This window comes from Nocardia sp. No.11 (assembly GCF_038752175.1).
Taxonomy (GTDB): Bacteria; Actinomycetota; Actinomycetes; order Mycobacteriales; family Mycobacteriaceae; genus Nocardia; species Nocardia canadensis.
In genome coordinates, this window is sequence record NZ_JBCGFB010000030.1 from 4363 (window position 1) to 29321 (window position 24959).

Annotated in this window: 23 protein-coding genes; 9 read left to right on the forward strand and 14 right to left on the reverse strand. The window is 69.6% G+C overall.

The window, feature by feature from the left end; all coding sequences use genetic code 11:
- The coding region (locus tag V8688_RS12190) for a class I SAM-dependent methyltransferase (RefSeq protein ID WP_342800820.1) at window positions 1-1170 on the forward strand (1170 nt) is incomplete at its 5' end.
- On the opposite strand, the gene V8688_RS12195 is transcribed toward V8688_RS12190, so the two are convergent.
- Window positions 1167-1706: a DUF1697 domain-containing protein gene (locus tag V8688_RS12195; protein ID WP_316575691.1), complete on the reverse strand. Its 540-nt coding sequence runs from the start codon at window positions 1704-1706 to the stop codon at window positions 1167-1169. The two genes, V8688_RS12190 and V8688_RS12195, sit on opposite strands and share 4 nt — an antisense overlap.
- 57 nt (window positions 1707-1763) lie before the next feature.
- Window positions 1764-2513, reverse strand: a complete 750-nt coding sequence (locus V8688_RS12200) for an acyltransferase (protein WP_218719306.1) — start codon at window positions 2511-2513, stop codon at window positions 1764-1766.
- A 134-nt stretch (window positions 2514-2647) separates the two neighbouring features.
- On the opposite strand from V8688_RS12200, the gene V8688_RS12205 reads away from it, so the two are divergent.
- Window positions 2648-3940 carry a PQQ-binding-like beta-propeller repeat protein gene (locus tag V8688_RS12205; protein ID WP_316575690.1) on the forward strand — a complete coding sequence of 431 codons (1293 nt, stop codon included), beginning with the start codon at window positions 2648-2650 and terminating at the stop codon, window positions 3938-3940.
- A gap of 7 nt (window positions 3941-3947) precedes the next feature.
- Here V8688_RS12205 and V8688_RS12210 read toward each other — a convergent pair whose 3' ends face one another.
- On the reverse strand, window positions 3948-4949 hold the full coding sequence (locus tag V8688_RS12210; RefSeq protein WP_342800821.1) for a polysaccharide deacetylase family protein: 1002 nt from the start codon (window positions 4947-4949) through the stop codon (window positions 3948-3950).
- Window positions 4950-5065: 116 nt separating this feature from the next.
- On the opposite strand from V8688_RS12210, the gene V8688_RS12215 reads away from it, so the two are divergent.
- Window positions 5066-6403 carry a putative glycoside hydrolase gene (locus V8688_RS12215; RefSeq protein WP_342800822.1) on the forward strand — a complete coding sequence of 446 codons (1338 nt, stop codon included), beginning with the start codon at window positions 5066-5068 and terminating at the stop codon, window positions 6401-6403.
- Window positions 6404-6443: 40 nt separating this feature from the next.
- On the opposite strand, the gene V8688_RS12220 is transcribed toward V8688_RS12215, so the two are convergent.
- From V8688_RS12220 to V8688_RS12240, 5 genes are all read right to left on the reverse strand, one after another.
- On the reverse strand, window positions 6444-8390 hold the full coding sequence (locus V8688_RS12220; protein ID WP_316575688.1) for a TerD family protein: 1947 nt from the start codon (window positions 8388-8390) through the stop codon (window positions 6444-6446).
- 187 nt (window positions 8391-8577) lie between these two features.
- Complete coding sequence (locus V8688_RS12225) at window positions 8578-8940, reverse strand: STAS/SEC14 domain-containing protein (RefSeq protein WP_218719309.1); 363 nt, start codon at window positions 8938-8940, stop codon at window positions 8578-8580.
- A 91-nt stretch (window positions 8941-9031) separates the two neighbouring features.
- Complete coding sequence (locus tag V8688_RS12230) at window positions 9032-10285, reverse strand: glycosyltransferase family 4 protein (protein WP_342800823.1); 1254 nt, start codon at window positions 10283-10285, stop codon at window positions 9032-9034.
- Complete coding sequence (locus V8688_RS12235; protein WP_218719311.1) at window positions 10282-11838, reverse strand: glycoside hydrolase family 57 protein; 1557 nt, start codon at window positions 11836-11838, stop codon at window positions 10282-10284. The genes V8688_RS12230 and V8688_RS12235 overlap by 4 nt, the downstream gene beginning before the upstream one ends.
- The gene (locus tag V8688_RS12240; protein ID WP_342800824.1) at window positions 11835-12653 is read right to left on the reverse strand and encodes a methyltransferase domain-containing protein; all 819 of its coding nucleotides are present in this window, start codon (window positions 12651-12653) and stop codon (window positions 11835-11837) included. The genes V8688_RS12235 and V8688_RS12240 overlap by 4 nt, the downstream gene beginning before the upstream one ends.
- 191 nt (window positions 12654-12844) lie before the next feature.
- On the opposite strand from V8688_RS12240, the gene V8688_RS12245 reads away from it, so the two are divergent.
- The 4 genes from V8688_RS12245 (at window position 12845) to V8688_RS12260 (ending at window position 15965) form a co-directional block, all read left to right on the forward strand.
- Window positions 12845-13630 carry an electron transfer flavoprotein subunit beta/FixA family protein gene (locus V8688_RS12245; RefSeq protein ID WP_218719313.1) on the forward strand — a complete coding sequence of 262 codons (786 nt, stop codon included), beginning with the start codon at window positions 12845-12847 and terminating at the stop codon, window positions 13628-13630.
- A 36-nt stretch (window positions 13631-13666) separates the two neighbouring features.
- Entirely contained in the window at window positions 13667-14623 is a 957-nt protein-coding gene (locus V8688_RS12250) for an electron transfer flavoprotein subunit alpha/FixB family protein (protein WP_218719314.1), read from the forward strand.
- Between the two features lie 135 nt (window positions 14624-14758).
- Window positions 14759-15253, forward strand: a complete 495-nt coding sequence (locus V8688_RS12255; RefSeq protein ID WP_342800825.1) for a hypothetical protein — start codon at window positions 14759-14761, stop codon at window positions 15251-15253.
- Window positions 15254-15389: 136 nt separating this feature from the next.
- Window positions 15390-15965, forward strand: coding sequence for a hypothetical protein (locus V8688_RS12260; RefSeq protein ID WP_316575684.1), 576 nt, complete (start codon window positions 15390-15392; stop codon window positions 15963-15965).
- Here V8688_RS12260 and V8688_RS12265 read toward each other — a convergent pair.
- The gene (locus V8688_RS12265; protein WP_218719316.1) at window positions 15962-16420 is read right to left on the reverse strand and encodes a GNAT family N-acetyltransferase; all 459 of its coding nucleotides are present in this window, start codon (window positions 16418-16420) and stop codon (window positions 15962-15964) included. The two genes, V8688_RS12260 and V8688_RS12265, sit on opposite strands and share 4 nt — an antisense overlap.
- Window positions 16421-16534: 114 nt before the next feature.
- Between V8688_RS12265 and V8688_RS12270 the strand changes: the two genes are divergently transcribed.
- Window positions 16535-17494 carry an aminoglycoside phosphotransferase family protein gene (locus tag V8688_RS12270; RefSeq protein WP_316575683.1) on the forward strand — a complete coding sequence of 320 codons (960 nt, stop codon included), beginning with the start codon at window positions 16535-16537 and terminating at the stop codon, window positions 17492-17494.
- Window positions 17495-17500: 6 nt separating this feature from the next.
- On the opposite strand, the gene V8688_RS12275 is transcribed toward V8688_RS12270, so the two are convergent.
- A complete protein-coding gene (locus tag V8688_RS12275; protein WP_189027249.1) occupies window positions 17501-18355 on the reverse strand; it encodes a LysR family transcriptional regulator in 855 nt (284 codons plus the stop codon).
- A gap of 133 nt (window positions 18356-18488) precedes the next feature.
- Here V8688_RS12275 and V8688_RS12280 point away from each other — a divergent pair, with 133 nt between their 5' ends.
- Window positions 18489-19781, forward strand: a complete 1293-nt coding sequence (locus V8688_RS12280) for an NAD(P)/FAD-dependent oxidoreductase (RefSeq protein ID WP_342800826.1) — start codon at window positions 18489-18491, stop codon at window positions 19779-19781.
- Between the two features lie 61 nt (window positions 19782-19842).
- Here the strand turns inward: V8688_RS12280 and V8688_RS12285 are convergent, their stop codons facing one another.
- Genes V8688_RS12285 through V8688_RS12300 form a run of 4 tightly spaced genes read right to left on the reverse strand, consistent with a single transcriptional unit; the run spans window position 19843 to window position 24906 of the window.
- Window positions 19843-20613, reverse strand: a complete 771-nt coding sequence (locus V8688_RS12285) for an ABC transporter ATP-binding protein (protein ID WP_342800827.1) — start codon at window positions 20611-20613, stop codon at window positions 19843-19845.
- On the reverse strand, window positions 20610-22436 hold the full coding sequence (locus V8688_RS12290) for a dipeptide/oligopeptide/nickel ABC transporter permease/ATP-binding protein (protein WP_342800828.1): 1827 nt from the start codon (window positions 22434-22436) through the stop codon (window positions 20610-20612). Before V8688_RS12290 ends, V8688_RS12285 begins: the two co-directional genes overlap by 4 nt.
- Window positions 22433-23374, reverse strand: coding sequence for an ABC transporter permease (locus V8688_RS12295; RefSeq protein ID WP_218719320.1), 942 nt, complete (start codon window positions 23372-23374; stop codon window positions 22433-22435). The genes V8688_RS12290 and V8688_RS12295 overlap by 4 nt, the downstream gene beginning before the upstream one ends.
- Window positions 23371-24906, reverse strand: coding sequence for an ABC transporter substrate-binding protein (locus tag V8688_RS12300; RefSeq protein ID WP_218719321.1), 1536 nt, complete (start codon window positions 24904-24906; stop codon window positions 23371-23373). Before V8688_RS12300 ends, V8688_RS12295 begins: the two co-directional genes overlap by 4 nt.
- Window positions 24907-24959 lie beyond the last annotated feature (53 nt).

The window sequence follows — 24959 nt, forward strand, 5'->3', positions numbered from 1 at the left end:
CCGGCGACGCACCTGCGCGATATCGAGCAGGTGCGTCGCTCGTTTCCGGAGCAGGCCGCCGCGCTGATCGAGACGGTGCGGTTGCGGCGCAAGGCCGCGGTGAAGCTGCCCGCGGCCGCCGACTGGCTGTTCACCGACGACGCGTTGCAGCAGGCGACACCCGCGCTGGTCGCTCGGCACCGGGCGGCCCGGCTGGCCGGTAGGGCCGTGCACGACGTCACCTGTTCGATCGGCGCCGAGCTGGCCGAGCTGTCGGCCGTGTGCCCGGCGGTGATCGGCAGCGATCTCGACGACGTGCGGCTGGCGATGGCGGCCCACAATCTCGGCGCCGTGTCGCTCCGCGCGACCGCGGTCGACGCCGAACCACCCGCCGCCCCCGACGCCGCGCCGGGCGCCCCCGAGACCTCGTCGACACGGCGGCGCAACATCGTGTTGGCGAAAGCCGACGCCCTCACCCCGACCACCCGCGATACCGTGATCATCGCCGACCCGGCGCGCCGAGCCGACGGCAGGCGCACCTACGACCCCGCGAAACTCCAGCCTCCGCTGCCCGACCTGCTGGCCGCGTACGCGGGTCGCGACATCGCGGTGAAGTCCGCGCCCGGTCTGGACTTCGACCGCCTCGGCTGGGACGGCGAGATCGAGATCGTCTCCCTCGACGGCGCGGTCCGCGAGGCCTGCCTGTGGTCGCCCGGGCTGACCGAACCCGGCATCACCCGGCGCGCCACCGTGCTCGATTCCCGGGGCGGCGCGACCACGCTCACCGACGCCGACCCCGACGACATCCCCGAACGCGCCCCCGGTGAGTGGATCGTCGACCCCGACGGCGCGATCGTGCGCGCGGGCCTGGTCCGCCATTACGCCGCGAAACACGGTCTCTGGCAGCTCGATCCGCAGATCGCCTACCTCACCGGCGACACGGTCCCGGCGGGCCTGCGCGGCTTCCGCATCGAGGACCGGTTCGAACTGCGCGAGAAGACCCTGCGGCAGGAGCTGTCCCGGCGCGACTGCGGCTCGCTCGAGATCCTGGTCCGCGGTATCGATCTCGACCCCGACGCGCTGCGCAAGAAGCTCAAGCCGCGCGGCTCGGTTCCGTACACCCTGGTCGTCACCCGGATCGGCCGGGCGGGCGTCGTGTTCGTGTGCACCGCGGTCGCCGCGGCGGCCTAGCCCTCGATCTTCTTCACCACTCGCTGCACCGTGAGCCAGGTGCGGGTGGTGATGTCCTTGCCGTAGGTCTTCTCCAGGCGGGCCATGAAGTCCGGCGTCGCGCCGGTGCTGTTGTCGATGACGGTCAGGAACGCGCGGGCGTCGCGGTCGTAGCCGATGACGCGGGTCAGCGGATCGTCGTCGAACGAGGACAGGTCCGCCTCGCGCATCTCGTGCTTGAAGAAGGTGACCGTCAGATACGAGCCGCGCTCGTGCGGGAGCCCCTCGAACGGGTCGCGATCGAGCAGCGTGCGCAGCACCCGATGGCTGCGGATGATGGTGCCGCCGGGAATGCCGAGCTCGGCCGCCAGCGCCTCCTGGATGCGGTCCTCGAGGTCGGCGGGATCGTCATCGGTGCGGAACACCAGATTGCCGCTCGTGAGCACCGAGGCCACCTTGTCGAACCCGAGCCCTTCCAGCACCCCGCGCAACTTCTCGTTGCGCATGTTCGGGTTGGTCGGCATGATCCCCCGCAGCAGCGCCGCATAGCTCTCCACGGAGCCGACCGTACCGACCGCCACCGACACGCACCATCGCAGCGCGCCGCGACGACGTCAGGCCTGCGCGGCGGCGGCGTTCTTCTTGCGCTCGATATCGGCCAGCGCGGCCAGGTAGGCCTCGCGCTCCTCGGCGCTCGCGTCCCAGGCGACCTTGCGGTTCTTGACGACCTTGGCCGGGGCGCCGACGGCGATGCTGTAGTCCGGGACGTCACCGCGGACCACGGCGTGCGCGCCGAGCACACAGCCACGGCCGACACGGGTGTCGCGCAGCACGGTCACCTTGGCCGCGATCCAGGTGTCGGGGCCGATCCGGACCGGGCTCTTGACGATGCCCTGGTCCTTGATGGGCAGGGTGATGTCGTCCATCTTGTGGTCGAAGTCGCAGATGTAGCACCAGTCGGCGACCAGCGTGGACTCGCCGATCTCGATGTCGAGGTAGGTGTTGACGACGTTGTCCTTGCCGAAGACCACCTTGTCGCCGATGCGCAGGGAACCCTCGTGGCAGCGGATGGCGTTGCCGTCCCCGATGTGCACCCAGCGGCCGATCTCCATGCGGGCGAATTCCGGCGTCGCGTGGATCTCCACATTGCGGCCGAGGAACACCATCCCGCGCAGCACGATGTGCGGGTTGGCCAGGCGGAACTTGGCCAGCCGGTAGTACCGCACCAGGTACCAGGGGGTGTACGCGCGGTTGGCGAGCACCCAGCGCAGCGAGTCCTTGGTCAGGAACCGCGCCTGCTGCGGATCGCGGCGGCGGGAACCACGCCAGCGCGCGCTCAGCGGCGCGCCCCACATGCTCGTCACGAAGTACTCTCCCGTCGTGATCGCACCGGGCCAGCCCCGGGGATTCGGTCGTCGGTTACACAGAGTACTTTCGGAGCGCACGCCTACCGTGCGATACCCCGATCATCGGCTCGATTACCCAGGGAGATCAGCAGGTGCGAACTCGGACTCGCGTCGCGGCCTCGCTCGCTGCCGCCGGTGTGGTGGCGTTGGCAGGATGCGGCACCGATGTGGACGACATCACCGTCGGCGGCGGAAAAGGCTGGCCCGCAGCCCATCACGACGGCCGCAACGGCGGGGCGAGCCCGGTGGCCGGCGCGGACGCGATGACGCTGAGCTGGTCACGTCCGGTGGGCGGCCCGATCGCCCAGCCGCTGACGATCGGCTCCGAGGGTCAGATGTTCGTCACCTCGAGCACCGGCAACTGCGCGATCTTCTCCTTCCAGATGCGCACCGGCCGCAAGCGCTTCTGCAACCCGCTCGGCCCGTCGACGATCGAGGCGCCGACCGTGGTCGACGGCGTCAGCAACGTCTACGTCGGCGACGACGGCGCGGTGAACTCCTTCAACTATCTCGGCCAGCCCCGCTGGCGCACGCCGGTGGCCGGTGTCCCGGTGGCGATCCAGTTCACCGGTGACGGCCGCGTGCTGACGGTGACCCAGTCCGGTCAGGTCGACATCCTGAGCCGCCAGACCGGCGGCCGCGAGGTGCCGACCCTGCAACTGCTCGGCGAGCCCGACTTCCTGCAGCTGCCGGGCCTGACCCGCCCGGCCTCCGGCGACGGCCTGGGCGACTGCCGGACCGGCGGCCCGCGCTGCGCGGTCGCCAACACCACCGCCGTCGACGCCGAGTCGGGTCGGTTCTTCGTCACCGTGTGGGAGCCGGGCAAGGCGGCCGCCTCGCTGCGGTCGATGCGCTACGCCGACGGCAAGGTCGTCCAGGAGTGGAGCGCCGACATGCTCACCGGTGGCAGCGCCACCAGCCCCACCCTCTCCGGTGACGGCGACACCGTCTACATCGGCGACAACAGCGGCCGCCTGATCGCGGTGAACGCCGAGGACGGCAGCACCCGCTGGACCCACGCGCTCGGCTGGACGCCCAGCGGCGGCATCTCCGTGGTCGACGACCTGATCATTCCCGCCGGCGACGACGGTTACCTGATGGCCGTGCACGACCGTGGTGACCGCGCCGAGCCCGCCTGGGAGCGCAAGGACCTGACCCTGCGCGGCACCCCCGCCCAGACCGCGGGCGGTATCGGCTACACCGTCGCCGCCATCGGCGCGGGCCTGAGCCTGATCACCTTCGACACCGCCACCGGCAACACCGTCGACTCCGATGTGCTGCCGGGCGCCACCGGCACCACCACCGGCACCTCCGTCGGGCCGAAGGGTGAGGTCGTCGTCGCCACCCGCGTCGGCGAGATCTTCACCTTCACCCCCGACGCCTGATCGACCGTCAGTACGGGTTGCTCCGGTCCGCCCAGCGCGCGCCGATCTCCGCCGTGAGGTGGCGGGGGAACGAGACGCGGGCCGGGTCGCCGTCGGCGGTGTAGCGCTGCTCCGGGTGCGCGGCCAGCCGGTCCAGCCAGTAGCCCGAGTCGAACGGGACCGCGCCCCGGCCGGATCGGATGCGCGGCACGGCGAGCGGGTCGATCGCGCCGTACGGTGCCGGGGCCGGGCCGGCGCCGACCAGCATGACGGCCTCGAAGCGGTAGCCGGTCCCGTCCCAGCTGCCCTCTGCGGCCAGCGCGCGCTCGCGCGGGTAGATGCCCAGCGGTAAGGCCATGGTGCGCACGGCGACTCCCGGCGCGGCCGTGGTGATCGCGCGGACGTTGTGCGCCAGTTCGCGTTGCACGCCGTCGGCGTCCAGGGTCGCGAGATTCGCGTGATCGGCGGTGTGCGCGCCGATCTCGTGGCCGTGGGCCGCCAGCCAGGGCAGCGCTCGCGGGTCGCCGCCGAACGGGTCGTTGTTGACGTAGAAGGTGGCGACCGGTCGGAAATCCGGGTAGCGGGCGCCGAATTCGGCCAGGATCCCCGCGGCGCTGTCGGGGGACACGGCACCGCTGTCGGTGAACGAGAGCTGGCTGCCGGTGGAATCGTCGAAGGTGAGCACGACCGGGTGCGTGCCCGCGGGCAGGTCGAGATCGCCGGCGAGGTAGCTCGCGGCGGTCACCGGACGGTAGCCCTCGCGATAGAGCCGTTCCAGCTCGTCCCGGAACTCGGCCGGGGTCTGGTCGTATTCACCGGCCGGGTGCGGGGTGATCTGGTGATACATCAGCACCGGGACGAATCCCAGTTCGTTGGCGGCGATCTCGGCCGGATCCGGCGGTACGGGTTTCGCCGTCGTCGCCGGTGGTGGTGCCGGGGCCGCTGCCTGCGGTGTCGCGCAGGCGGTGAGCGCGGTGATCAGCACCAGCGCGGGCGCGAGTCGCAGGGCAACGTTCGAACCGCCGGTCATCGCGGCGATATTACGCGGCGGCGCAGGTTTTCCCCCGATCTTGCGATAACCCGCGGACAGTCCGCGCGACTGCGCCATAGTGGCCTGGCGAACGGTAGTGGAAGTTGGTGCGGGCGTTGGGATTGCGGATCCGGTCGGGCGAGCGGCGGCGGTGGGCGACGATCGCCTCGGGTGCTGTCCTCGCGATGGTCATCGTGGCGATGGTGGCGGGATTCGCGCTGAGCAGAACGGCTTCCGAGCCGTCGGCCGATACCGTGCCGCCGGTGCTCGAGGTCGCACCAGCGGAGCTCGCGCGGTCCTATCGCGCACCGATCGTGTTGCGCGGCAAGGCCGTCGACGCGGTCCGCGTGTCGATCGGCACCGATGCGGTGACACCCGCCGCGGACGGCACCTTCGAGATCTCGGTGCCGTGGGCGCCCGCCGTCGAGGTCGTCGCGGTGGACGCGGCCGGTAACCGGAGCAGCGCGATCGCGGTCTCGGCGGTCGCGCTGCCGCGGATGCGGGCGGTGCACGTCACCGCGCACGCCTGGTCGCACGAGGGGCTGCGCGAGGCCGTGCTCGATCTCGCGCGCGAGGGCCGCATCGACACCGTGCAGCTCGATATCAAGGACGAGGACGGCGTCGTCGGTTACGACTCCCAGGTCCCGCTGGCCCGCGAGTCCGGTGCCGTCGCCGATATCTACGACGCGCCGTCGGCCCTGCGGCAGCTACACGAGCTGGGCCTGCAGGTGGTCGGGCGCATCGTCGCCTTCCGCGATCCGACCGTCGCCGCGTGGGCCTGGCACAACGGCCGGCCCGACTGGGTGGTCCAGAACCCGTCCGGACAGCCCTATTCCAGCCATTACGGCCCGATCGCCTTCACCAATGTCGCGCATCCCGACATCCGTCGCTACACCATCGATCTGGCGGTCGAAGCCGCCCGGCTCGGCTTCGACGGCGTCATGTACGACTATGTCCGCCGCCCCGACGGCAGCCTGACCAGCATGCATTTCCCCGGCCTCGCCGGCACCCCCACCGACGCGGTCGCCGGCTTCCTCGCCGAGAGCCGCTACCCCGTCCACCTCGCCGGTGCGCACCTGAGCGCCGCGGTCTACGGCATCGCCGCCACCCGCCCCGAGCAGATCGCCCAGGACATCCCCCGGATGGCCCGCAACGTCGACTTCGTCGCCCCCATGCTCTACCCCTCCCACTGGAACTCCGGCGAATACGGCGTCCCCGACCCCAACGCCCAGCCCTACGACATCATCGCCCGCTCCCTGCACGACTTCCGGACCAGCACCGCGGGCACCGGCGCGAAGGTCATCCCCTGGCTCCAGGACTTCAGCCTCGGCGTCCCCTACGGCGACGCCGAACTCCGCGCCCAGATCGACGCCACCCGAGACACCGGCATCGACAGCTTCTTCCTCTGGAACGCCGCCACCCGCTACCACAGTGGCGGCATTCCCCCAGCCTGAGTTCGTCGCCGACTCGGGCTGGGGCGGTCCCAGCGAATGCCTATTCGGCCGGTTCGGCAGGGGCGATGTCGGCCTGGATCGGGGCGGCAGGCACCCATTCGCGGAGCGGCTGCACCACCGTGCCGTAGAAGGCATCGGTGGCCGAGGTGACGCTGGTGATGAAGCTGGCGGCGGTGCCGGAGCGTTTGCTACCCATCGGGAAGGTGTGTTCGAGGGTGAACGAGACGATCGGGGCGGTGCGTCCTTCGGTGAGGGACCTCGGGTTCGCGCGGACCGTGTCGAGCAGTTCACAGGTCTCGTTGCCACGTTCGGCGAACACGGCTTCGATCTGGAGGCGGCCCGGGGCGTCGGTGAGTTGCTTGGTCAGCCACGAGACCCGCCGGGCAGCCGTTCCTTCGTCCGGTGCGGCGATAGTGGTGCGGCAGCGCACCTTGTTGGTGCGGACATCGGCGACGATGGTCAGTTCGCCCGCGGTGTCGGGGATTCGCAGCACGGCCTCGAAGGAGCCGTCGGTGGCCAACCGTTCGGCGACAGCTGCCGCGCGAGCCGCGGGATCGGCCCGATACTTGCGGGCGAGCACGTGTTTGACCTCGACGCCGAGCTCCGCGGTGAGTCGCAGGGCCAGGTGCCTGCTCAGCGATACCCACGTATCGGCTACCGCCAGCGCTTTCTGATCACCTGCGCGCAAGGTGCCCGCGGTCACGGCATCGCGGACGGTCACCCAATGCCTGCCCATGTCGACGAATTCCGCAGCGCCCGACCGTGGATGGTCGAGGAAGCGCAGGAACTCGGCCAGTATCCAGGACTGCAGCGGGTCGTCGATATCACCGTGTGAGAGCAGCATCCTGGCCTCGTGGGCGATCTCGGCCCAGGACAGATGGCGCAGGGCGACTTTCGTCAGTTTGCGGCGGTCGACCTGCACCGGGAGCTCGCCCGGGCTGGCGGGAATGTCATTGGACAAACTCACGACGACGTCGTACTTCTTCCGCCGTGCGATGTCGAGATAGCTCTCGAGCTGGTCCTTCCTGAGCTTGCCGCTGCCGGTTTTCACCTCGAGCAGCCCGGTCCACTGTCTGCTTCCCCGGCTCACTTTCAGCACGGCATCCGGGACGACCTTCGAGTCGCCCGCCTCGTACTGGACTTCGATGTAGCCCTCGAATGCGCCTGCGGGGGCGCCCATCCTGGCGCAGACGGCGCGGGCGAACGGTCGCACCGCCTGCATGGTCGCGATCAACGCCGAGGTCGTGCGCCGTTCCTGCTCTTCGCCCGCGCCGACGCCGATCACCGAGAACAGCCGCGCGGGTTGCCATCCCTCGGCCTCGGCCTGCCGGAATTCGATCGGCTTGACCTTGCGGACCGGACGCTTGGCGGTACGGACACCGCCGACCCGAGCGGGTTTCGGTGCAGGCGCGGGTTGTGCCGGTTCGACCGGCGCTTCGGCCGGTGACGGTTCGGCGTCATCGATCGACACACCGAAATCTGTTGCCAGCCCACTCAGTCCCGAATCCCAGCCCTGGCCGACCGCGCGGACCTTCCACCCGCCGTCCCTGCGGTAGACCTCCCCGAACACGAACGCCGATTCGGTGTCGGCGTCGGCGGTCAGATACTCGGCCAGCGATCCCCCGGCCGGATCGATGACATGGAGAGCGAGCTTGCCGAGGTCACCGAATGTTCCCGCGCCGACACTGCCCGCCAGGGCGATGGTGTGCACCCGATCCGGAACGGTGGCGAGGTCGATCGAGACCCTGGCTTGCATACCCTCCTCGGTCACGCTCGTCCCGAGAAATCGCACCGACCCGTCGGGGGATTCGGGCTGGTTGTAGAACACGAAGTCCGCGTCCGAGCCGACCCTGCGGTCGGTGCCGAGTAGCAGTGCCGAAGCGTCGACTTCGACCGCCGGCTCCGGCCAGCCGATCAGGATGTCGATACGGTCGACATCCTCCGGCAGTGCGATGTTCTGGCCCTTGGACAACAGCGAAGACGACACAGCAGCTCACCCTCCGAGGCTCGGCACGACACTCACCCGCAAGGCGATGCAGCCGACCCACCCGCTGACCCCCTTACCGCACACCACGATTCAGCGGCGATGCCGAGGAATGTCGGTGCTGAGACCGCAGGTGTTACACAACTCACGTTTAGATGGGCGGAACTATCGTGACCAGCGACGACGATTGTCATCCCGCCCAGGCGATGGCGTCGGGTTCGGCGGTGACGGGGAAGACTCGGACTTCGGCGGGGATGAGGAAGCCGAAGAGGTGGACGGCTTCGCCGAGGGCCTTGTGGTCGGTGACCAGGGCGATGCGGCCCCAGGCGCTGCGGGGGACGCGGACGAGTTTCAGGTCCTGCCACATGGCGTCGAGGGAGTAGCGGTCGAAGTCGGGGCCGAGGACGTAGACGAGGTTGATCGGCTGTTCGTGCTGGAGGGCCGCGTCGATCGCCGGGTCGAGGACGGTGGTGTAGTCCTCGGCGGTGACGGTGCCGGTCGCGCGCAGGCCGATGGTGGCGGCGGGCAGGTGCGGAATCGGTTCCAGGGGCATGATCGGCTCCTTCGTCGTGGTGGTCGGCACCAGCGACGGTAGAGCCGGGGGAGGACCCCGGCGTCATGCGTTGTGGGTGAACTGGAGCTGCCTACTTCGGGTCGCGCTCGGGCAGCGGACGTTCCACGATGTCGGGACGGCCCAGCGAGGTGCGCACCCGGCGTTTGGCGGCCGAGTAGACCTGCGCGGTCTCCGCGGCGACCACGTCCCAGGCGAAGTCGGCGGTGAGCCGTTCGCGGGCGTTGTAGGCGCGGTCCTGGGCGGTCGCGGGGTCGTCGAGGACGGCACGGGTGGCGTCGACGATGCCGTCCACGTCGGCCGGTTCGAAGGAGGCGCCGGTGACCCCGTCGATGACGGCCTCACCGAGCCCGCCCGCGGTGGAGGCGATCAGCGGAACACCCGCCGCGGCCGCTTCCAGGGCGACGATGCCGAACGGCTCGTACCGGCTCGGCAGCACGATGGCGTCCGCGCCGTGCAGCCAGCCCAGCAGCTCCGAGTGCCCGAGACTGCCGACGAACTGCACCGCCCTGGCCACGCGATGCACCCGCGCCCGTTCCCGCAGCCAGTCGAACTGGGTGCCGACACCGGCCACGGTCAGGGTGGTCCCGGGGTGGGCGCGCCGGATGCGGGGCAGCGCCGCGATGGCGTCTTGCACGCCCTTCTCGTACTCGAGCCTGCCGACGTAGAGCAGCTTCGGCGGCCCGGAGCGCGGTGCGCGCGGCCGGAAAGTCCACGCGCCCACGTCGATGCCGTTGCGGATCACCGTGATCGGCGCGAGCTCGGGCCCGTAGAGCCGTTCCACCTCGTCCTGCATCGAGCTCGAGCAGGTGATCAGCTGATCGGCCTCGTTGGTCAGCCACCACTCGACCGAGTGGACCTGCTTGTTGACCCGGCCGGACACCCAGCCGCTGTGGCGACCGGCTTCGGTGGCGTGGATGGTCGCCACCAGCGGCACGTCGTAGTACTCGGCCAGCGCGATGGCGGGGTGCGCGACGAGCCAGTCGTGCGCGTGCACCACATCGGGCGTCCAGCCCTCGCCGACGCCCGGCTTGCCCAGGGCGACACCGGCGCGGACCATCGCGTGCCCCATCGCCAGCGTCCAGGCGAGCATGTCCTCGCCGAAGTCGAAGCAGGGCGGGTCCTCGGCCACCGCGACGACGAGTACGCCGTCGGCGATGTAGGAGTGCGTGGGGTGGGTGATCGAGTCGGTGCCCGTGGGCCTGCGCGCCAGCACCACGACCTCGTGACCGGCGGCGGCCAGCTCCACCGTCAGGTGATGGACATGTCGACCGAGCCCGCCGACCACGACCGGCGGGTACTCCCACGACACCATCAAAATCTTCATGCGAATCCTTCAGCGGCGGCCGACGGGACAGCGCTCGGCAACCGCCGCGCGTCCAGACCAGGGAAGAATCCGTCGGCCAGGTTCCATCCTGCCGCGAGACGGGCCGCTTTGGCGAACTGGCCGGCCCCGATGGCCTCGGCGAGTTCGCGGACCGCGTGCGCGTGCTCGTGTGCCCGATCCCGGGCGTACCCGGCGGCGGAGTCCTTGGAGACCATGAAGGCCCAGTCGCTGGAGACGGTGAGAATCGCCTCGCGCAGCAATTGATCGGCGACCGGATCGCGCAGCGAACCGTCCCGGCCGACCTTGTCGAGGGTGTCCAGCGCCAGCCGGACGACGTCGGCGTTGAGCTCGACGAGGTCGGCGACCTGGTCGCCCGCCCACACCCGCCAGTCCTTGCCGGAACCCCACGACGAGTCGTTGAGCTGCACGGGTTCGCCCACGAAGCCGTTGTCGCGGGCGTCGGCGAGGGTGCCGACGGTGACGCCCGCTTCGGGCAGCGCGCGCAGCACCTGTTCGAGCCAGGCGGGACCCTCGTGCCACCAGTGACCGAACAGCTCGGTGTCGAAGGCGGCCACCACGAGGGCGGGCCTGCCGATCCGCGTGGACTCCTCGATCAGCCGGGCGCGCACGGTCTCGACGAAGTCGGCGACGTCGCGGGTGATGGCGGTGGCGGCGAGCTCCGGATCGTAAGGGGCCTTGTCAGGACCGGCGACGGTCTTGCCGGTCACCCGGGACGGTTTGAGACCGGTCGCGTGGTCGTAGTGGTGGAAATCGCGGTAGGCGCTCTGGCCCGGATAGCCCTGTTTCGGCGACCACACCCGGTAGCTCACCTGGAGATCGCGGCCGAACGCGAGCACGTCGGCGTCGCGAACGGGTCTGCCGAGGGTGGTGTCACCGCGCAGCGACGGGCCGTCGACCATGAAATGCGTCACACCCGCGGCGTCGTAGTTCCGCTCCATGCCGGGGGTGTAGCCGCACTCGGGTGCCCAGATGCCGGTGGGGGTGGTGCCCCAGCGCAGGCGCGCGTCGGCCAGGCCCTCGGTGAGCTGGAACTGCCGAAGTCGCTCGTCGAGCAGCGGCTGGAACGGATGCGCCAGCGGGCCGCCGAGCAGCTCGATCGCGTCGGCGTCGATGAGCGAGCGCCACACCGGCGCGCTGCCGTGCCGCCAGTCCCGCTCGAACTCGGCCAACGCCGTTGCGGCGAGCCGATGTTCGTGCCTGCCCAGCGCCACGTTGCCGGACATGGACGCCTCGTCGGCGCGCAACTGCCAGTTGCCCAGCCAGTGGTGCATGCCCGCCAGGCAGTGCGGATCGTCGAGCTGGGCGGCCAGCACGGGGGTGATGCCCAGGCTCAGCAGGTGTGTACGGCCTTCGGCCGCAAGGTTTTTCAGGACCCGGACCACGGGCAGGTAGGACGCGGCCCAGGACTGATAGAGCCATTCCTCGCCGACCGGCCAGCGTCCGTGATGGGCCAGCCAAGGCAGGTGGGAGTGCAGGACGAGCGTGAACTGGCCCGGCACGGAGCCGGACCGGGCGGAGCGCGAATCGGTCAAGGCCGTGCCTTTGCGGCGCTTGCCTTTGCGGCGCTTGCCTTCTCGGCGATCGCGACCAGGTCCAGGCTCGCGTCGATCTCACCCGCGCGCAGGTCGAAATCGTCGATGGTGACGGCGGCGACGTCGGCGGTCAGGTCGGCGGGCCACGGCTCACCGGCCAGCGCGCGCTCGATCTGGGCGTCGATGAAGGACCCGCCGTGCTTGGCGTCCAACGCTTTCAGGCTCGCGCCGTGGTGCACGCCGAGCATCTCGGTGACCGTGAAACCGGCCTCGACCAGCAGTTCGGTCAGCTCGGCGGCGTTGAGCTCGCGGGTGTGGAACGGGTTGAGCGGGGTGTCGCGACCGGGGGAGAAGGTGATCCGGTTCGGGGTGCTGATCAGCAGCTGCCCGCCCGGGCGCAGCACCCGCAGGCACTCGCGCAGGAACTGCGCCTGGTCCCAGAGGTGCTCGATGACCTGGAAATTCACGACGACATCGACGGATTCGTCGTCGAGTGGCAGCTCGGCGAGATTGCCCTGGATCATCTCGACCCGCGGGTAGCGCGCGCGCACGTGCGCGACGGCGCCGTCGTCGTAGTCCACGCCGACGACACGCGCGGCCACGCCGGCGATCATGTCGGCGCCGTAGCCCTCGCCCGAACCCGCCTCGAGCACGGTCTTGCCGGTGCACCGGTCGAGCAGGCGGGCATAGGCGATCTCGTGCCGACGGAACCAGTAGTTCTCCTCGGCGATGCCGGGCACGGTCCGCTCACCGGTCAGCGGCAGTGGTTCATGTGTGGCGGCCACAGGTGCGGCAGGGATCACAGCCTCGCTCATTTCTCCGACGTTACTGGTACCGCCGGTTCCCCCAGGACTCAGGGATCGGTTCCGAACCCCTTGTGCATGTAGGTTACCCACGAGTAACTTAGCGTAGGGTAGTGTTCCGCTCTGAGCTACTCACACGGACGTACGGCCCAGCTCGTGCGGCCACCACACACGTGTACCCAGAAGGAGGTCGACGAAGACCGATGCCGAACATCGTCGTACTCATCAAGCAGGTTCCCGACACCTGGTCCGAGCGCAAGCTGACCGATGGTGACTACACCCTCGACCGCGAGGCCGCCGACGCCGTCCTCGACGAGATCAACGAGCGCGCCGTCGAGGAAGCGCTGCTGATCAAGGAGGCGCAGGGCGGCGAGGTCACCGTGCTGGCCGCCGGTCCGGATCGCGCCACCGAGGCCATCCGCAAGGCGCTGTCCATGGGTGCCGACAAGGCCATCCACATCAACGACCCGGCGATCCACGGCTCCGACGCCGTGCAGACCGCGTGGGTGCTGGCCGGCGCGCTGGGCCAGGTCGAGGGCGTCGAGCTGGTCATCGCCGGCAACGAGGCCACCGACGGTCGCGCGGGTGCCGTGCCGGCGATCATCGCCGAGTACCTGGGCATCCCGCAGCTGACGCACCTGCGCAAGCTGGCCGTCGACGGCGACAAGATCACCGGCGAGCGCGAGACCGACGAGGGCGTCTTCAAGCTCGAGGCGTCCCTGCCCGCCATCGTCTCGGTCACCGAGAAGATCAACGAGCCGCGCTTCCCGTCCTTCAAGGGCATCATGGCCGCGAAGAAGAAGGAAGTTCAGGTCTTCACCCTGGCCGATCTGGGCATCGACCCGTCGACCGTGGGCGTGGCCAACGCCGGCACCCAGGTCACCGGCTCCACCCCGAAGCCTGCCCGCACCGCGGGCGAGAAGATCGCGGACGAGGGTGAGGGCGGCAACCAGATCGCCACCTACCTCATCGGTCAGAAGATCATCTGATCCGGCCCCGTCCGAGACTTCGAAGGAGAAAGAACAATGGCTGAAGTACTTGTGCTCATCGAGCACGCCGACGGTGCCGTGAAGAAGGTCAGCACCGAACTGCTCACCGCCGCCCGTACCCTGGGCGAGCCCGCCGCCGTCGTGACCGGCCCGGCCGGTACCGCCGACAAGCTGGCCTCCGCGCTGGCCGCCGCCGGTGCCGAGAAGATCTACGTCGCCGAGTCCGACGACGTCGACGGCTTCCTGGTCACCCCGAAGGTCGACGTGCTGGCCGGCCTGGTCGAGTCCGCCTCGCCCGCCGCCGTGCTGGTCGCCGCCACCGCCGAGGGCAAGGAGGTGTCGGGCCGCCTCGCCGCGCGCATCGGCTCCGGCCTGCTCGTCGACGTCATCGGCGTCAACGCCGACGGCTCGGCCGTGCACTCCATCTTCGGTGGCGCGTTCACCGTCGACGCCAAGGCCACCGGCGACGTGCCGGTGATCTCGATCCGTCCGGGCGCCATCGAGACGGTCGCGCAGGCCGGTGCGGGCGAGCAGGTCGTCGTCGAGGTTCCGGCCCAGGAAGACGGCGTCGTCAAGGTCGTCTCGCGTGAGCCGATCGTGGGCGGCGACCGTCCGGAGCTGACCGAGGCGAGCATCGTCGTCTCCGGTGGTCGTGGTGTCGGTTCCGCCGACAACTTCGCGGTCGTCGAGGCGCTGGCCGACTCGCTCGGTGCCGCCGTCGGCGCCTCGCGTGCCGCCGTCGACTCGGGCTACTACCCGGGCCAGTTCCAGGTCGGTCAGACCGGTAAGACGGTCTCCCCGCAGCTCTACATCGCCCTGGGCATCTCCGGCGCCATCCAGCACCGCGCCGGCATGCAGACCTCGAAGACCATCGTCGCGGTCAACAAGGACGAAGAGGCCCCGATCTTCGAGATCGCGGACTACGGCATCGTGGGCGACCTGTTCAACGTCGCCCCGCAGCTGACCGAGGCCGTGAAGTCCCACAAGGGATAAATCGCTGAGGCGCTGAGCGCACTGCGGCCCCGTCCGGGTATCCCGGGCGGGGCCGCTTGCGTCTCGCGAGAGATGTCGTAGCCCGCGCCCTGCTGACACCGCTACGGCGACTTCTGTTCGGGTGGGCTGTGCACCGTGGTATGGCAGGTCGTCGTTGCCGCTGATCGAGGCGGTCGATTCACCTATGATGGCGGCATACCCCTGCCCGGTATCGGCCGTCCTGACCTGCCCGAATTCATGACGTGGGAGCAGTTGGGGCAACTTCCGGATGAGATCGCCGGCCAGATCGAGCTCTGGGAGGGTCGGGTCGTCTGGCTGCGGCGTGGCCCCGGCGAGCATCAGATCTTCATGCGTCGGCTGACCAATGCGCTGGAGCGGTCCGCGGGAGACGACATGGCGGGGCACCCTGACCGTTGCTGGGTCGCCAATCTCGAGACGACCGTGTTCCTCGGTTCGACCGGAAAGTCGGACTTTGTCACCCCGGACTTCTTGATACACCGTTGTCTAGGTGGTCCACTGCACCCTGTCGACTATCGACTCGTCGATGAGTGGATCAACGATGCCGACGGCACGGTGTCATTCCCTCAACCTTTCCCGATCGAGGTCCCCTGGTCCGCGCTCGCCTTCTGATGTTTCGTGTCTCCGATGCGTCGAAGGTTTCTCCGGTGACCGGTGATTGCCGCGGCGTTTCGAGTGGAGGGCCGCCTTGTGGAGGCCGTGCGACCACTGCTGGAACGGTGGTCGAGCCGGTGGCTATGTTGTGCTCGTGGAGATGGTGTGGTGGGGCTGGTATCGGCGAAACTTCTTCGATGACAAGGAGATAGCCGCGCGTGACCGGTTGGCCGACGCCGGCAGTTCGGGTTTCGCGCCGCTGCATCAAGCCGCATGGCACGGTGCGCCGGAGTCGGTCGTCGAACGACTGCTCGGGCTCGGGGCATGGCGGACCCTGCGGACCGCCGACGGCGATACCGCCGCGGACATCGCGGCCGCGCGCGGTAAGGATCAGCTGGCGGGTCTGCTCGCGCCCCGGTTGGTGCGCGAGGTCGACGCGACGGTGCCGGCTCAGCTCGAATGCCAGCTGCACGCCGTGATTCTGGGGCGAGTGCTGGACCTGTGCCGGAAGTGCGGCTTCCGACCGCCGCCGCTGACACCGCTGCTCGAGTACCCGGGCGCGACGCTGTGGGCGGCGATTCCGGGCATGTACGGCGGCTTCGCGATCGAGCTGGTCGCCGATGCGGACGAACTCGAGGTATCCAGCTGGTGCCGGGTGGCCGGTGGTTCGGGCCAACGGCATCGGGTTCGGCCGGACGGGTTCGACCTCGTCGAGGAAGGGTTCGTCTAGCCGGGAGCGTTCACCGGGCGGCCGAGCACCATCCACTTGTCCGGGTCGGTGAGGGTTTCGAAGCCGAACTTCTCGTAGAGGCCGTGGGCGTCGTGGGTGGCGAGCACGACGCGGCGCAGGTTGTCGGGGGCGAGGTGGTCGCGGATCGCGGCGACCAGCGCGACGCCGACCCCCTTGCCGCGTACCGCGCGATCCACGTACACATCGCACAGCCACGCGAAGGTCGTCCGGTCGGTGATCACGCGCGCGTAGGCGACCTGCTCACCCGAAACACGTTCGTACACTCCGAAATTGAGTGATTCCGCGATGGCGCGGTCCTGCAGCTCGCGGGTTCTGCCCATGGCCCAGTACGAGTCGGTGGACAGCCAGGTGTGCACGCGGGCGGCGTCGATGCGGGCGGTCTCGGTGGAGACCTCGTAACCGTCGGGGATCTCGGGTAGTGGGGTGTCGGTCATGTGGGCAGAATCGCAGGCCGGATACCGCGCTGTCGAGCGGGTTTCGGGTCACCCGGATGCCCGGTGGGGCTCTCCCGGCACGCGGATCGGCATGGCAGGGTGGGATGGGTGACGATGTTGCCGATCGTAGTGCCGCCGGAGGTCGAGGAGACGGTACGGGCGGTGTTCGGGGCCGCGGGGGAGCGGTGGCTGGACGACCTGCCCGCGCTGGTGGAAAAGCTCTGTGGGGCTTGGGAGCTGATGCTGATCGGCCCGGCGTTCGAGGGTGGGACGCACGCGTTCGTCGCGCCGGTGCGCCGCGGGGACGGGTCGGTGGCGGTGCTCAAGGTGCCGGTGGTCGACGAAGAGAACGCGGCGGAGGCGACCGGGCTGTATTGCTACGGCGGGGACGGGGCGGCGACGCTGTACCGGTTCGACGTCGACAGTGGCGCGATGCTGATGGAGTGGGCGCGGCCGGGGGAGCCGCTGCTGGAGCAGCCGGGGTTCCCGAGTCTGGAGGGCAGGCCGGAGAACACCGAGCGGGTCCGCCTGGCCTGCGGGCTGCTACGCCGGTTGCGGCGGGAGCCGGTCGACGTTCCCGAGGACTATCCGGCACTACCGATCGCGACCGACGTGGTCGCGCAGTGGACCGCGCGGCTCCAGCAGCCGGAACCCGAACTCGCCGAGGTCCTTCCGGACGCTCTGCGCGAGCGGGCACTGGCGTGGTGCGCGCGCCTCGCGGTTCCGGTGGGCCCGCTGCTCGTCGTCAATCGCGACACCCACCTCGGCAATATCGTTGCCGCCGAACGCGAACCGTGGCTGCTCATCGATCCGAAGCCCTACCTCGGCGAAGCCGCCTTCGACGCGGGCTTTGTGATCATGATCCAGGTGCAGTCCTCCCCGACCCCCGAGCACGCCCGTGCCGTCGTCGCCGCGACGGCACGTGACCTCGGCATCCCCGCCGACCGCGCCCACGGCTGGGCCTTCCTGCGCGCGATCGAGGAGATCATCTGGTCGGTCGAGGACGACGATGCCGAGACGCTGCCGCTCCACCTGGCCGTCGCACACGCCCTGGCGAGCTCGCCCATCGGCTAGCCGCTCCTACCGCCGGTGCAACGCGTCCAGCAGGGTGTTCACGATCGGATTCTGGCGTGCGTCCTCACGCAGCACCGCCGACACCGGGATACGCAGGCGGTGGTCGGTGAGGTCCAGGGTGAGCAGCCCCTTGGTCGGGCCCTCGTAGAGGACCGTCCAGGACTCGGGCCGGTTGAGCAGTTCCATCGTGGCGGTGTGGTCGGGGGGAATCGGTGGACCGAAGGTGGGGCCGACCGGAAGATCGGCGAAGGCCGAGCGGATCAGGGTGTGCAGCAGGACCTGTTCCTGCTCGGGCGGGAGCAACAGCGGATAGGGACTGAGGTCGGCGAGCGTGACGACCCCCTTGCCCGCCAGCGGGTGACTGCTCGAGATCGCGATCACCAGATCCTCGACCCACAACTGCTCCACCGCCAGCCCCGGCTGATCCACACTGCCACGGATCAGCGCCAGATCGCAGTCACCGTCGGCCACGGCCGTGATCCGCTGACGGAACGGCTTGATGACGTATTCGATCTCGGCGTCGGGGTGGGCGGCGCGGGCGGCGGCGATCGCGGACAGCGACCGGGCCGCGAACGACATGTTGGCGGCGAGCCGGATGCGCGGGCCGGTGGTGCGCACGGCGGCGCGGATCGCGGACTCCAGACTCAGCATCTGCTTGGCCAGCGGCAGCAGGCGCAGGGTGGCGTCGGTGGGGACGACGGCGCGGGTCGTGCGCTCGAACAGCTGGGCGCCGAGGTCACGTTCGAGTCTCGCGATCTGGTGGCTGATCGCGGATTGGGAGATGAAGCAGCGGCTCGCCGCGCGGCTGAAACTGAGCTCCTCACAGACCGCGACGAAGTACGCCAGCTGGCGAAGTTCCACCAGGTCCCTCCTATTGATTAGTTATGCAGATAAGAGTCATCTTCAGTATGCGCCCAAACACTGGAAACATCTGCGTTCCGCATCGCGTTTACTCATATGAAAGGACTCATTACCGATCTTGGAGCGCGCGATCATGGAACACACGGATGTCGTCATCGTCGGTTCGGGCTTCGGCGGACTCGCCGCTGCCAAGCAACTGAGCAAGTCACGAATCAACTACGTCCTGATCTCGAGCACGCCCGAGCACCTGTTCCAGCCCCTGCTCTACCAGGTGGCCACCGGCGTGCTCGCGCCCGAGGAGATCGCACCGCCGATCAAGAACGTACTGCGCCGTCACCCCGAGGCCGACGTCCGGCTCGGCAAGGTGACCGCGATCGACGCCGAGGCCGCCGTGCTCACCTACGAGACCGCCGAGGGTACCCGCCAGATCAGCTACGGCTCGCTGATCGCGGCCACCGGCGCCAGCCAGAGCTACTTCGGCCGCGACGACTTCGCCGACAAGACCTTCTCGCTCAAGACCATCGACGACGCCCAGCGCCTGCGCGACCAGATCGCCTCGGTGTTCGCCGCGGCCGAGAACGCCGACGAGGCGACCCGGCGCAGGCTGCTCAGCTTCGTCGTCGTCGGCGCGGGCGCGACCGGCGTCGAGGTGGCGGGCCAGATCAAGGAACTGGCCAAGCGGCACTTCCACCAGGAGGTCTCGGTGACCCTGGTCGAGGGCGCCGGCGCGGTGCTGCCCCCGTTCGGCGGCGGGCTCTCGGAATACGCGAAGCGCTCGCTGACCGACAGCGGCGTCGAGGTGCTGCTCGGGACCTTCGTCACCGATATCGACGAGGGCAAGGTGACGGTCAAGGACGCCGAGGGCATCGAGCGCGGCATCGCCGCCGAGACCGTGGTGTGGTCGGCCGGCGTGCAGGCGGGCGGATTCGCGGCACTGCTGGCCGAGGCCACCGGCGCCGAGACCGACCGCGCGGGCCGGCTGCTGATCAACCCCGACCTGACCGTCGGCGGCCACGCCGACATCTTCGCCATCGGCGACATGACCTCGCTCAACGGCTATCCCGGCCAGTCGCCGGTCGCCATGCAGGAGGGTCGCCACGCCGCCGACATCATCCGGCGCAAGAAGGACGCGGGCACGCCGTTCGTCTACTGGGACAAGGGCAGCATGGCGGTGATCAGCCGCTTCAGCGCGGTGGTCAAGCTCAACGACCGCATCACGTTCAAGGGCACCATCGCCTGGGCGATGTGGCTGGCCGTGCACCTGATGTATCTGGTCGGCTTCCGCAACCGCTTCGCCGCGGTCGCCTCGTGGCTGGTGGCCTTCATCGGCACCGCCCGCCCCGGCTTCGCCGACGCGGCCGAGACGAAGGTCGACGCCCGACAGGCCGAGCACCAGCCCGACACGCGAGAGCACATCGCGGTCTGACCGAGACGACAGCGCCCCGTCATCGTGATGACGGGGCGCTGTCGCTGTCGGTCAGCGGCGATCAGTGATGCGAGGCGGCCGCGAAGGTGGGCACGCTGGCCAGCAACGTGCGCGTATAGGCCGCGGCCGGAGCCTCGTAGATCTGGGCGCAGGGCCCGGATTCGACGAGCTTGCCGTGCCGCAGCACCGCCACCGCGTCACTGACATGGCGCACCACCGCCAGGTCGTGCGAGATGAACAGCATCGTCAACGCGAGGCGTTCGCGCAGATCGAGCAGCAGATTGAGAACTTCTGCCTGCACCGAGCAGTCCAGCGCGGAGGTGATCTCATCGGCGATGATCACCTCCGGTTCCACCGCCAGCGCCCGGGCGATCGCGATCCGCTGACGCTGGCCGCCGGAGAACTCGTGGGGATAACGCCCTGCTGCGCTGGGATCCAGCGATACCGTCGCCAGCCGTCGCCCGATCGCCTCGGCGTGTACGCGCGGATCGGCGCGGGTCGGGTCGATGGCTTCGGCAATGGCCCGCCCGATGGTCATGCGCGGGTTCAACGAGGCGTAGGGATCTTGGGACACCAGTTGCACGCGGCGCCGCAACCGGCGCGGTGACTTTCCGGTGAGTGACTGACCGTCGAGGGTGATCCGCCCGGCGGTGGGCGCCACGAGCCCGACCACTGCCTTGGCGATCGTCGACTTGCCCGAGCCGGATTCGCCGACCAGGCCGAGGGTTCGGCCGGTCGGCACCCGCAGGGTGACCTCGTCGACCACGGTCGTGGCGTGTCGGCCCGAGCCGTAGGCGATGCTGAGCCCGGTGATCTCGAGTCCTGTGGTCATCGCGTGGGAACCTCCTGTGCGGCCTCGACGACATGGCAGGCAACGCCGCCGATTCGCGGTGGCGGCTCGGCCGCGCAACGTGGCACCGCGAGCGGACACCGTGGCGCGAAGGCGCACCCGATCGGCCGGTCGGCGGGTGCGGGCGGGCGGCCGGGGATGGTCGCCAGCCTGCCTCCGGGCGCGCTGCCGTCGAGGGTCGGGCTGGCCGCGAGCAGGGCGCGCGTGTACGGGTGCCGAGCGCGTCCGGCGCGCAGTTCCGCAGCGGTCAGCTCCTCGACCACCCGCCCGGAGTACATCACCACCACGCGATGGCAGAGCGTGCCGACCACACCGATGTCGTGGGAGATGAACAACATTCCGGTACCGCGGTCATTGATCTCCCGCAGCAGGTCCAGGACCTCCGCCTGCACGGTCACATCGAGTGCGGTCGTCGCCTCGTCGGCGATGATCAACCGGGGATCGGGCAGCACCGCAGCGGCGATCATCGCCCGCTGCCGCATTCCGCCCGAGAGCTGGTGGGGATACTGGCCGAGCACTGTCTCCGGCTGCCGCACATGTACCCGGCGCAGGGCCTCGGTGGCCCGCGCCACAGCCTTGCGTCGTGTCGTCTTGCCGTGCACGCGTAGCACTTCGGTCAGCTGGGTACCGATGCGCAGCGCGGGATTGAAGGAAGCGGACGGGTCCTGGTAGACGATGCCGAGCGCGGTCGCCAATCGCGCCGGGTCGCTGTCGGTGCTCGTCAGGTCGAGCCCGTCCAGATCGAGGCAGGCCGCCCTGATGGTGAGTTCGTCGGGCAACAACCGGGCCACCGCCATCGCCGTCAACGACTTACCCGAGCCCGATTCACCGACGAGGCCGACGATCTCGCCCGGCGCCACCCGCAGTGAGACCGAATCGACCAGGCGGACACCACTGTCCAACTCGACGCTGAGGTCGGTGACCGTCAGCAGTGCGCCGGGCTCGGGAGCTTTCGGGGTGACCGGTGCGGTGACCGCCGGTGCTCGCCGCGGGGCGGTGCGCTCGCGCGGATCGATAGTGGCGGCGAGGCCGTCACCGATCAGCGAGGCGAACACCCCGGTGACCGTGATCGCGACAGCGGGACCCAGAGCTTCCGCCGGTGTGGTGTAGAGCGAGCGCAGTCCGCCGTTGAGCAGTGAGCCCCAGTCGAATTGGGGGTTCTGCACGCCGAGCCCGAGGAACGACAGACCCGACAGCGCGACCAGCACCTGCGCGTACGCGGAGGAGAACAGCACTGTCAGCGGTCCGGCGATGTTGGGCAGCAAATGCCTGCTCATCACCCGCGCCGGTGAGACTCCGAGAAGTCTGGCGGTGGAGACGAAGTCGCGCCCGGCGACCGAGCCGGCGAGGTTGGCGGTGAGCCGTGCGAACGACGGCGAGCCGCCGAGCACGATGGCGATCACCGAGGCGGTCGGACCCGCGCCGAGAATGGTGGCGATCACCAGCGCCATGATCAGCGTCGGGGCGGTGACCATGATGTCGATGATCCGGAGCCCGACTTCACGGATCCGGGGCCCGGACACCCACACCGCGGTACCGATCGCGATGCCGACGGCAGCGGCGAGCACGGTCGCCACGGTGGTCAACACCACCGTGAGCCGGGTCGCGACCAGGACCCGCGCCAACACATCGCGCCCGAGTGAGTCCGTCCCGAGCCAGTGCTCGGCGCTGCTCCCGCCGCGCACCGTGTCGGACATGGCGGTGGCGGTGTCGTACAGCAGGGGCGGGGCGAGGAGGGCGACCAGGACGACGACGGCGAAGCCGACCGCACCGGCCACCAGAGAGGGATGGGGACGAGTCTTCATCGGTTGCCTCCGGCGAGCGAGGAGCGCGGGTCGAGAATCGCCAGCGCGATGTCGACCAGTAGGTTCAGCACGGCGGCCAGCAGTCCGAGAACCAGGACGCAGCCCTGGATCACCGGGTAGTCGCGCACCAGCAACGCGTCGACCACCCGCTGGCCGATGCCTGGCCAGGCGAACACGGTCTCCACGATCACCGTGCCGCCCAGCATCGAGGCCAGGACCAGACCGCTCAGGGTCATGACGGCAGTGAGCAGGTTGGGCAGTACGTGCCGCAGATACAGCCGTAGCAGGGGCAGCCGTCTACCGCGCGCGGTACGGATGTAGTCCTGGGACAAGACGTTTCCGGCTTCGCGTCGCACCACCCGTGCCATCACACACAGGCTGGGCAGGCTGATCGCCAGCACCGGCAGGATCAGCGACTGCGCGGTCTGCGCGCCACCCGCGGGCAACACCCCGAGCATGATCGCGAAGATCACCACCAGCGCCGTACCGACCACGTATTCCGGGACGGCACCGAGCAATCCGGTGGTCAGGGTGAACGCCCCGTCGGCCCGCCTGCTGTGTCGTGCCGCGACCGCGATGCCGAGTGGCAGCGCGACCGCGAGCACCAGGATCAGCGAGAACACCGCCAGCTCGGCGGTGAACGGCAGCCGCGTCGCGATCACGTCCGAGACCGCCTCCCTGGTCTGGAACGACCTGCCGAGATCACCCTGGGCCAGCCCCGACACGTAGTCGGTGAAGCGGGTGAGCAGCGGGCGGTCCAGGCCCAGTTCGGCCCGGATCCGGGCGATGTCGGCCTGGGTCGCGTTCTGCCCGGCCAGCGATTCGGCGGGGTCACCGGGAATGAGCTGGATCATGGCGAAGGTGACTACGACGAGCACCACGGCCACGGCGAGGAGTCCGGCCGCGCGGCGCACCGCGAAGCCGATCCACCCTGTCACGCGCCGATCCGCAGGGTGCTGAGGTCGATCTGGCCGTTGGGGATGTGTGCGCGCACACCGTCGGCGAAAACGTAGCGCACGTTCAGCGTCGACAACGGCACGATGTCGACGGCGCTGAGCAGCCCCGCCTGACCCCGTTGCCAGGCTGCGCATTTGGCCGTCTGGTCGGTGGTGACGACCGCCGCGCGCAGACCCTCGTCGAAGGCGTCGTTGTGGGTCGCGCCGTAGTTGCGACCCGCCGGCGGTTCGGCACCGGTGAGCAGGTTGGACGCGGTGAGCAGCGTGGTCGACAGCGACGCCATCACGTTGATGTCCCAGTCCCCGCCGGGTAGTACCGACGAGGCCCAGGTGTTGTTGTCGACATTGACCAGCTTCACCTCGGCTCCGGCCGCGCGCAGTGCCTCGGCGACATAGGTGTTGCCCGCGCCGTCGGCGATCGCGTTGGTGCCGGTCACCGTGATCTTCTTGCCTGCCAGAACTCGGGTGGCCGCCGCGAGGTCGTGCCGGGTCAGCAGGGCATCGTCGGTGTTGGCGCAGACATTGGCGGTGTCGTCGACATAGCTCTTCAGCAGGGTTCCCGAGCCGCCGAGGACCTTGTTGTAGGCCGGAGCCTCCATGGCCTGTCCCACGGCCTTGCGGAACTCCGCGTCGGCGCCCGGCTTGCCCGCGCGCTGGTTGAAGAACAGGAAGTTGCGGACCATCGGCGCGGTCTCGGTGTCGAAGCCCTGTGCCAATCGGGTCCCGTCGGGACCGGTGAAGCCGGCGAAGTCGAGCTGACCGGTCTGCAGGAGATTGGCCGCGGCGGATTCGCTCTTGACGATGCTGAGCTCGAGCGTGGCGGGGGAGCGGCCCGCCCGGTCGGCGGCGAAAGCGGGAAACGCGTCGAAACCCTCGCGCAGGGAGGCGATGTAGCGGGAGCCGCGTTCACTCGCTGTCAGGACGTAGGGGCCGGTGCCTGCGCCGACCACCGAACCGGTGGCCAGGCCGGTGGGGTCGTCCAGACCGGGCTGACAGATGATGCCCGAGTTGACCAAGCCCAGCGAGGGGAGCAACTCCGTCCAGGGCGTAGCCATGCGTACCGAGACGGTGCCGGCCGCGTCGTCGCCGGTGATGGTGGTCTTGTCGCCGCCATTGGCCGGGCCGAACGTGTACGCCGCGCCTGGAGCCGTCTTGCGGAAGTACTCCAGCGATGCGGCGACCTGGCGCGCGGTGAGCGGGCTCCCGTCCGAGCAGGTCAGGCCCTGCTGCAAGGTGAAGGTGGCTTGCGTCGCGGTGACGTCCCACGACGCGGCCAGGCGCGGGACGACGACGTTGTCGTCGTCGAGGCCGACCAGCGTCGAGTAGAGCAGCCGGTCGACGGCGTACTCGGAGGATCCGGCCGCCCGTGCGGGATCGAAGCTACCGACGTCGGAGGTCAGCGCCAGGCGCACCGTCCCGCCGGACGCGCCGCCCCGATCGGCGGTCTGCGATGTCGTGCACGCGGCGAGTGTCGCGACCGCCGCGACACACGCTGCGAAGAGGGGGCGTTTCATGCGAACTCCTTGATGCGTGAGGTGACATCAAGGAAGCAGCGTCGCTGCCGAAC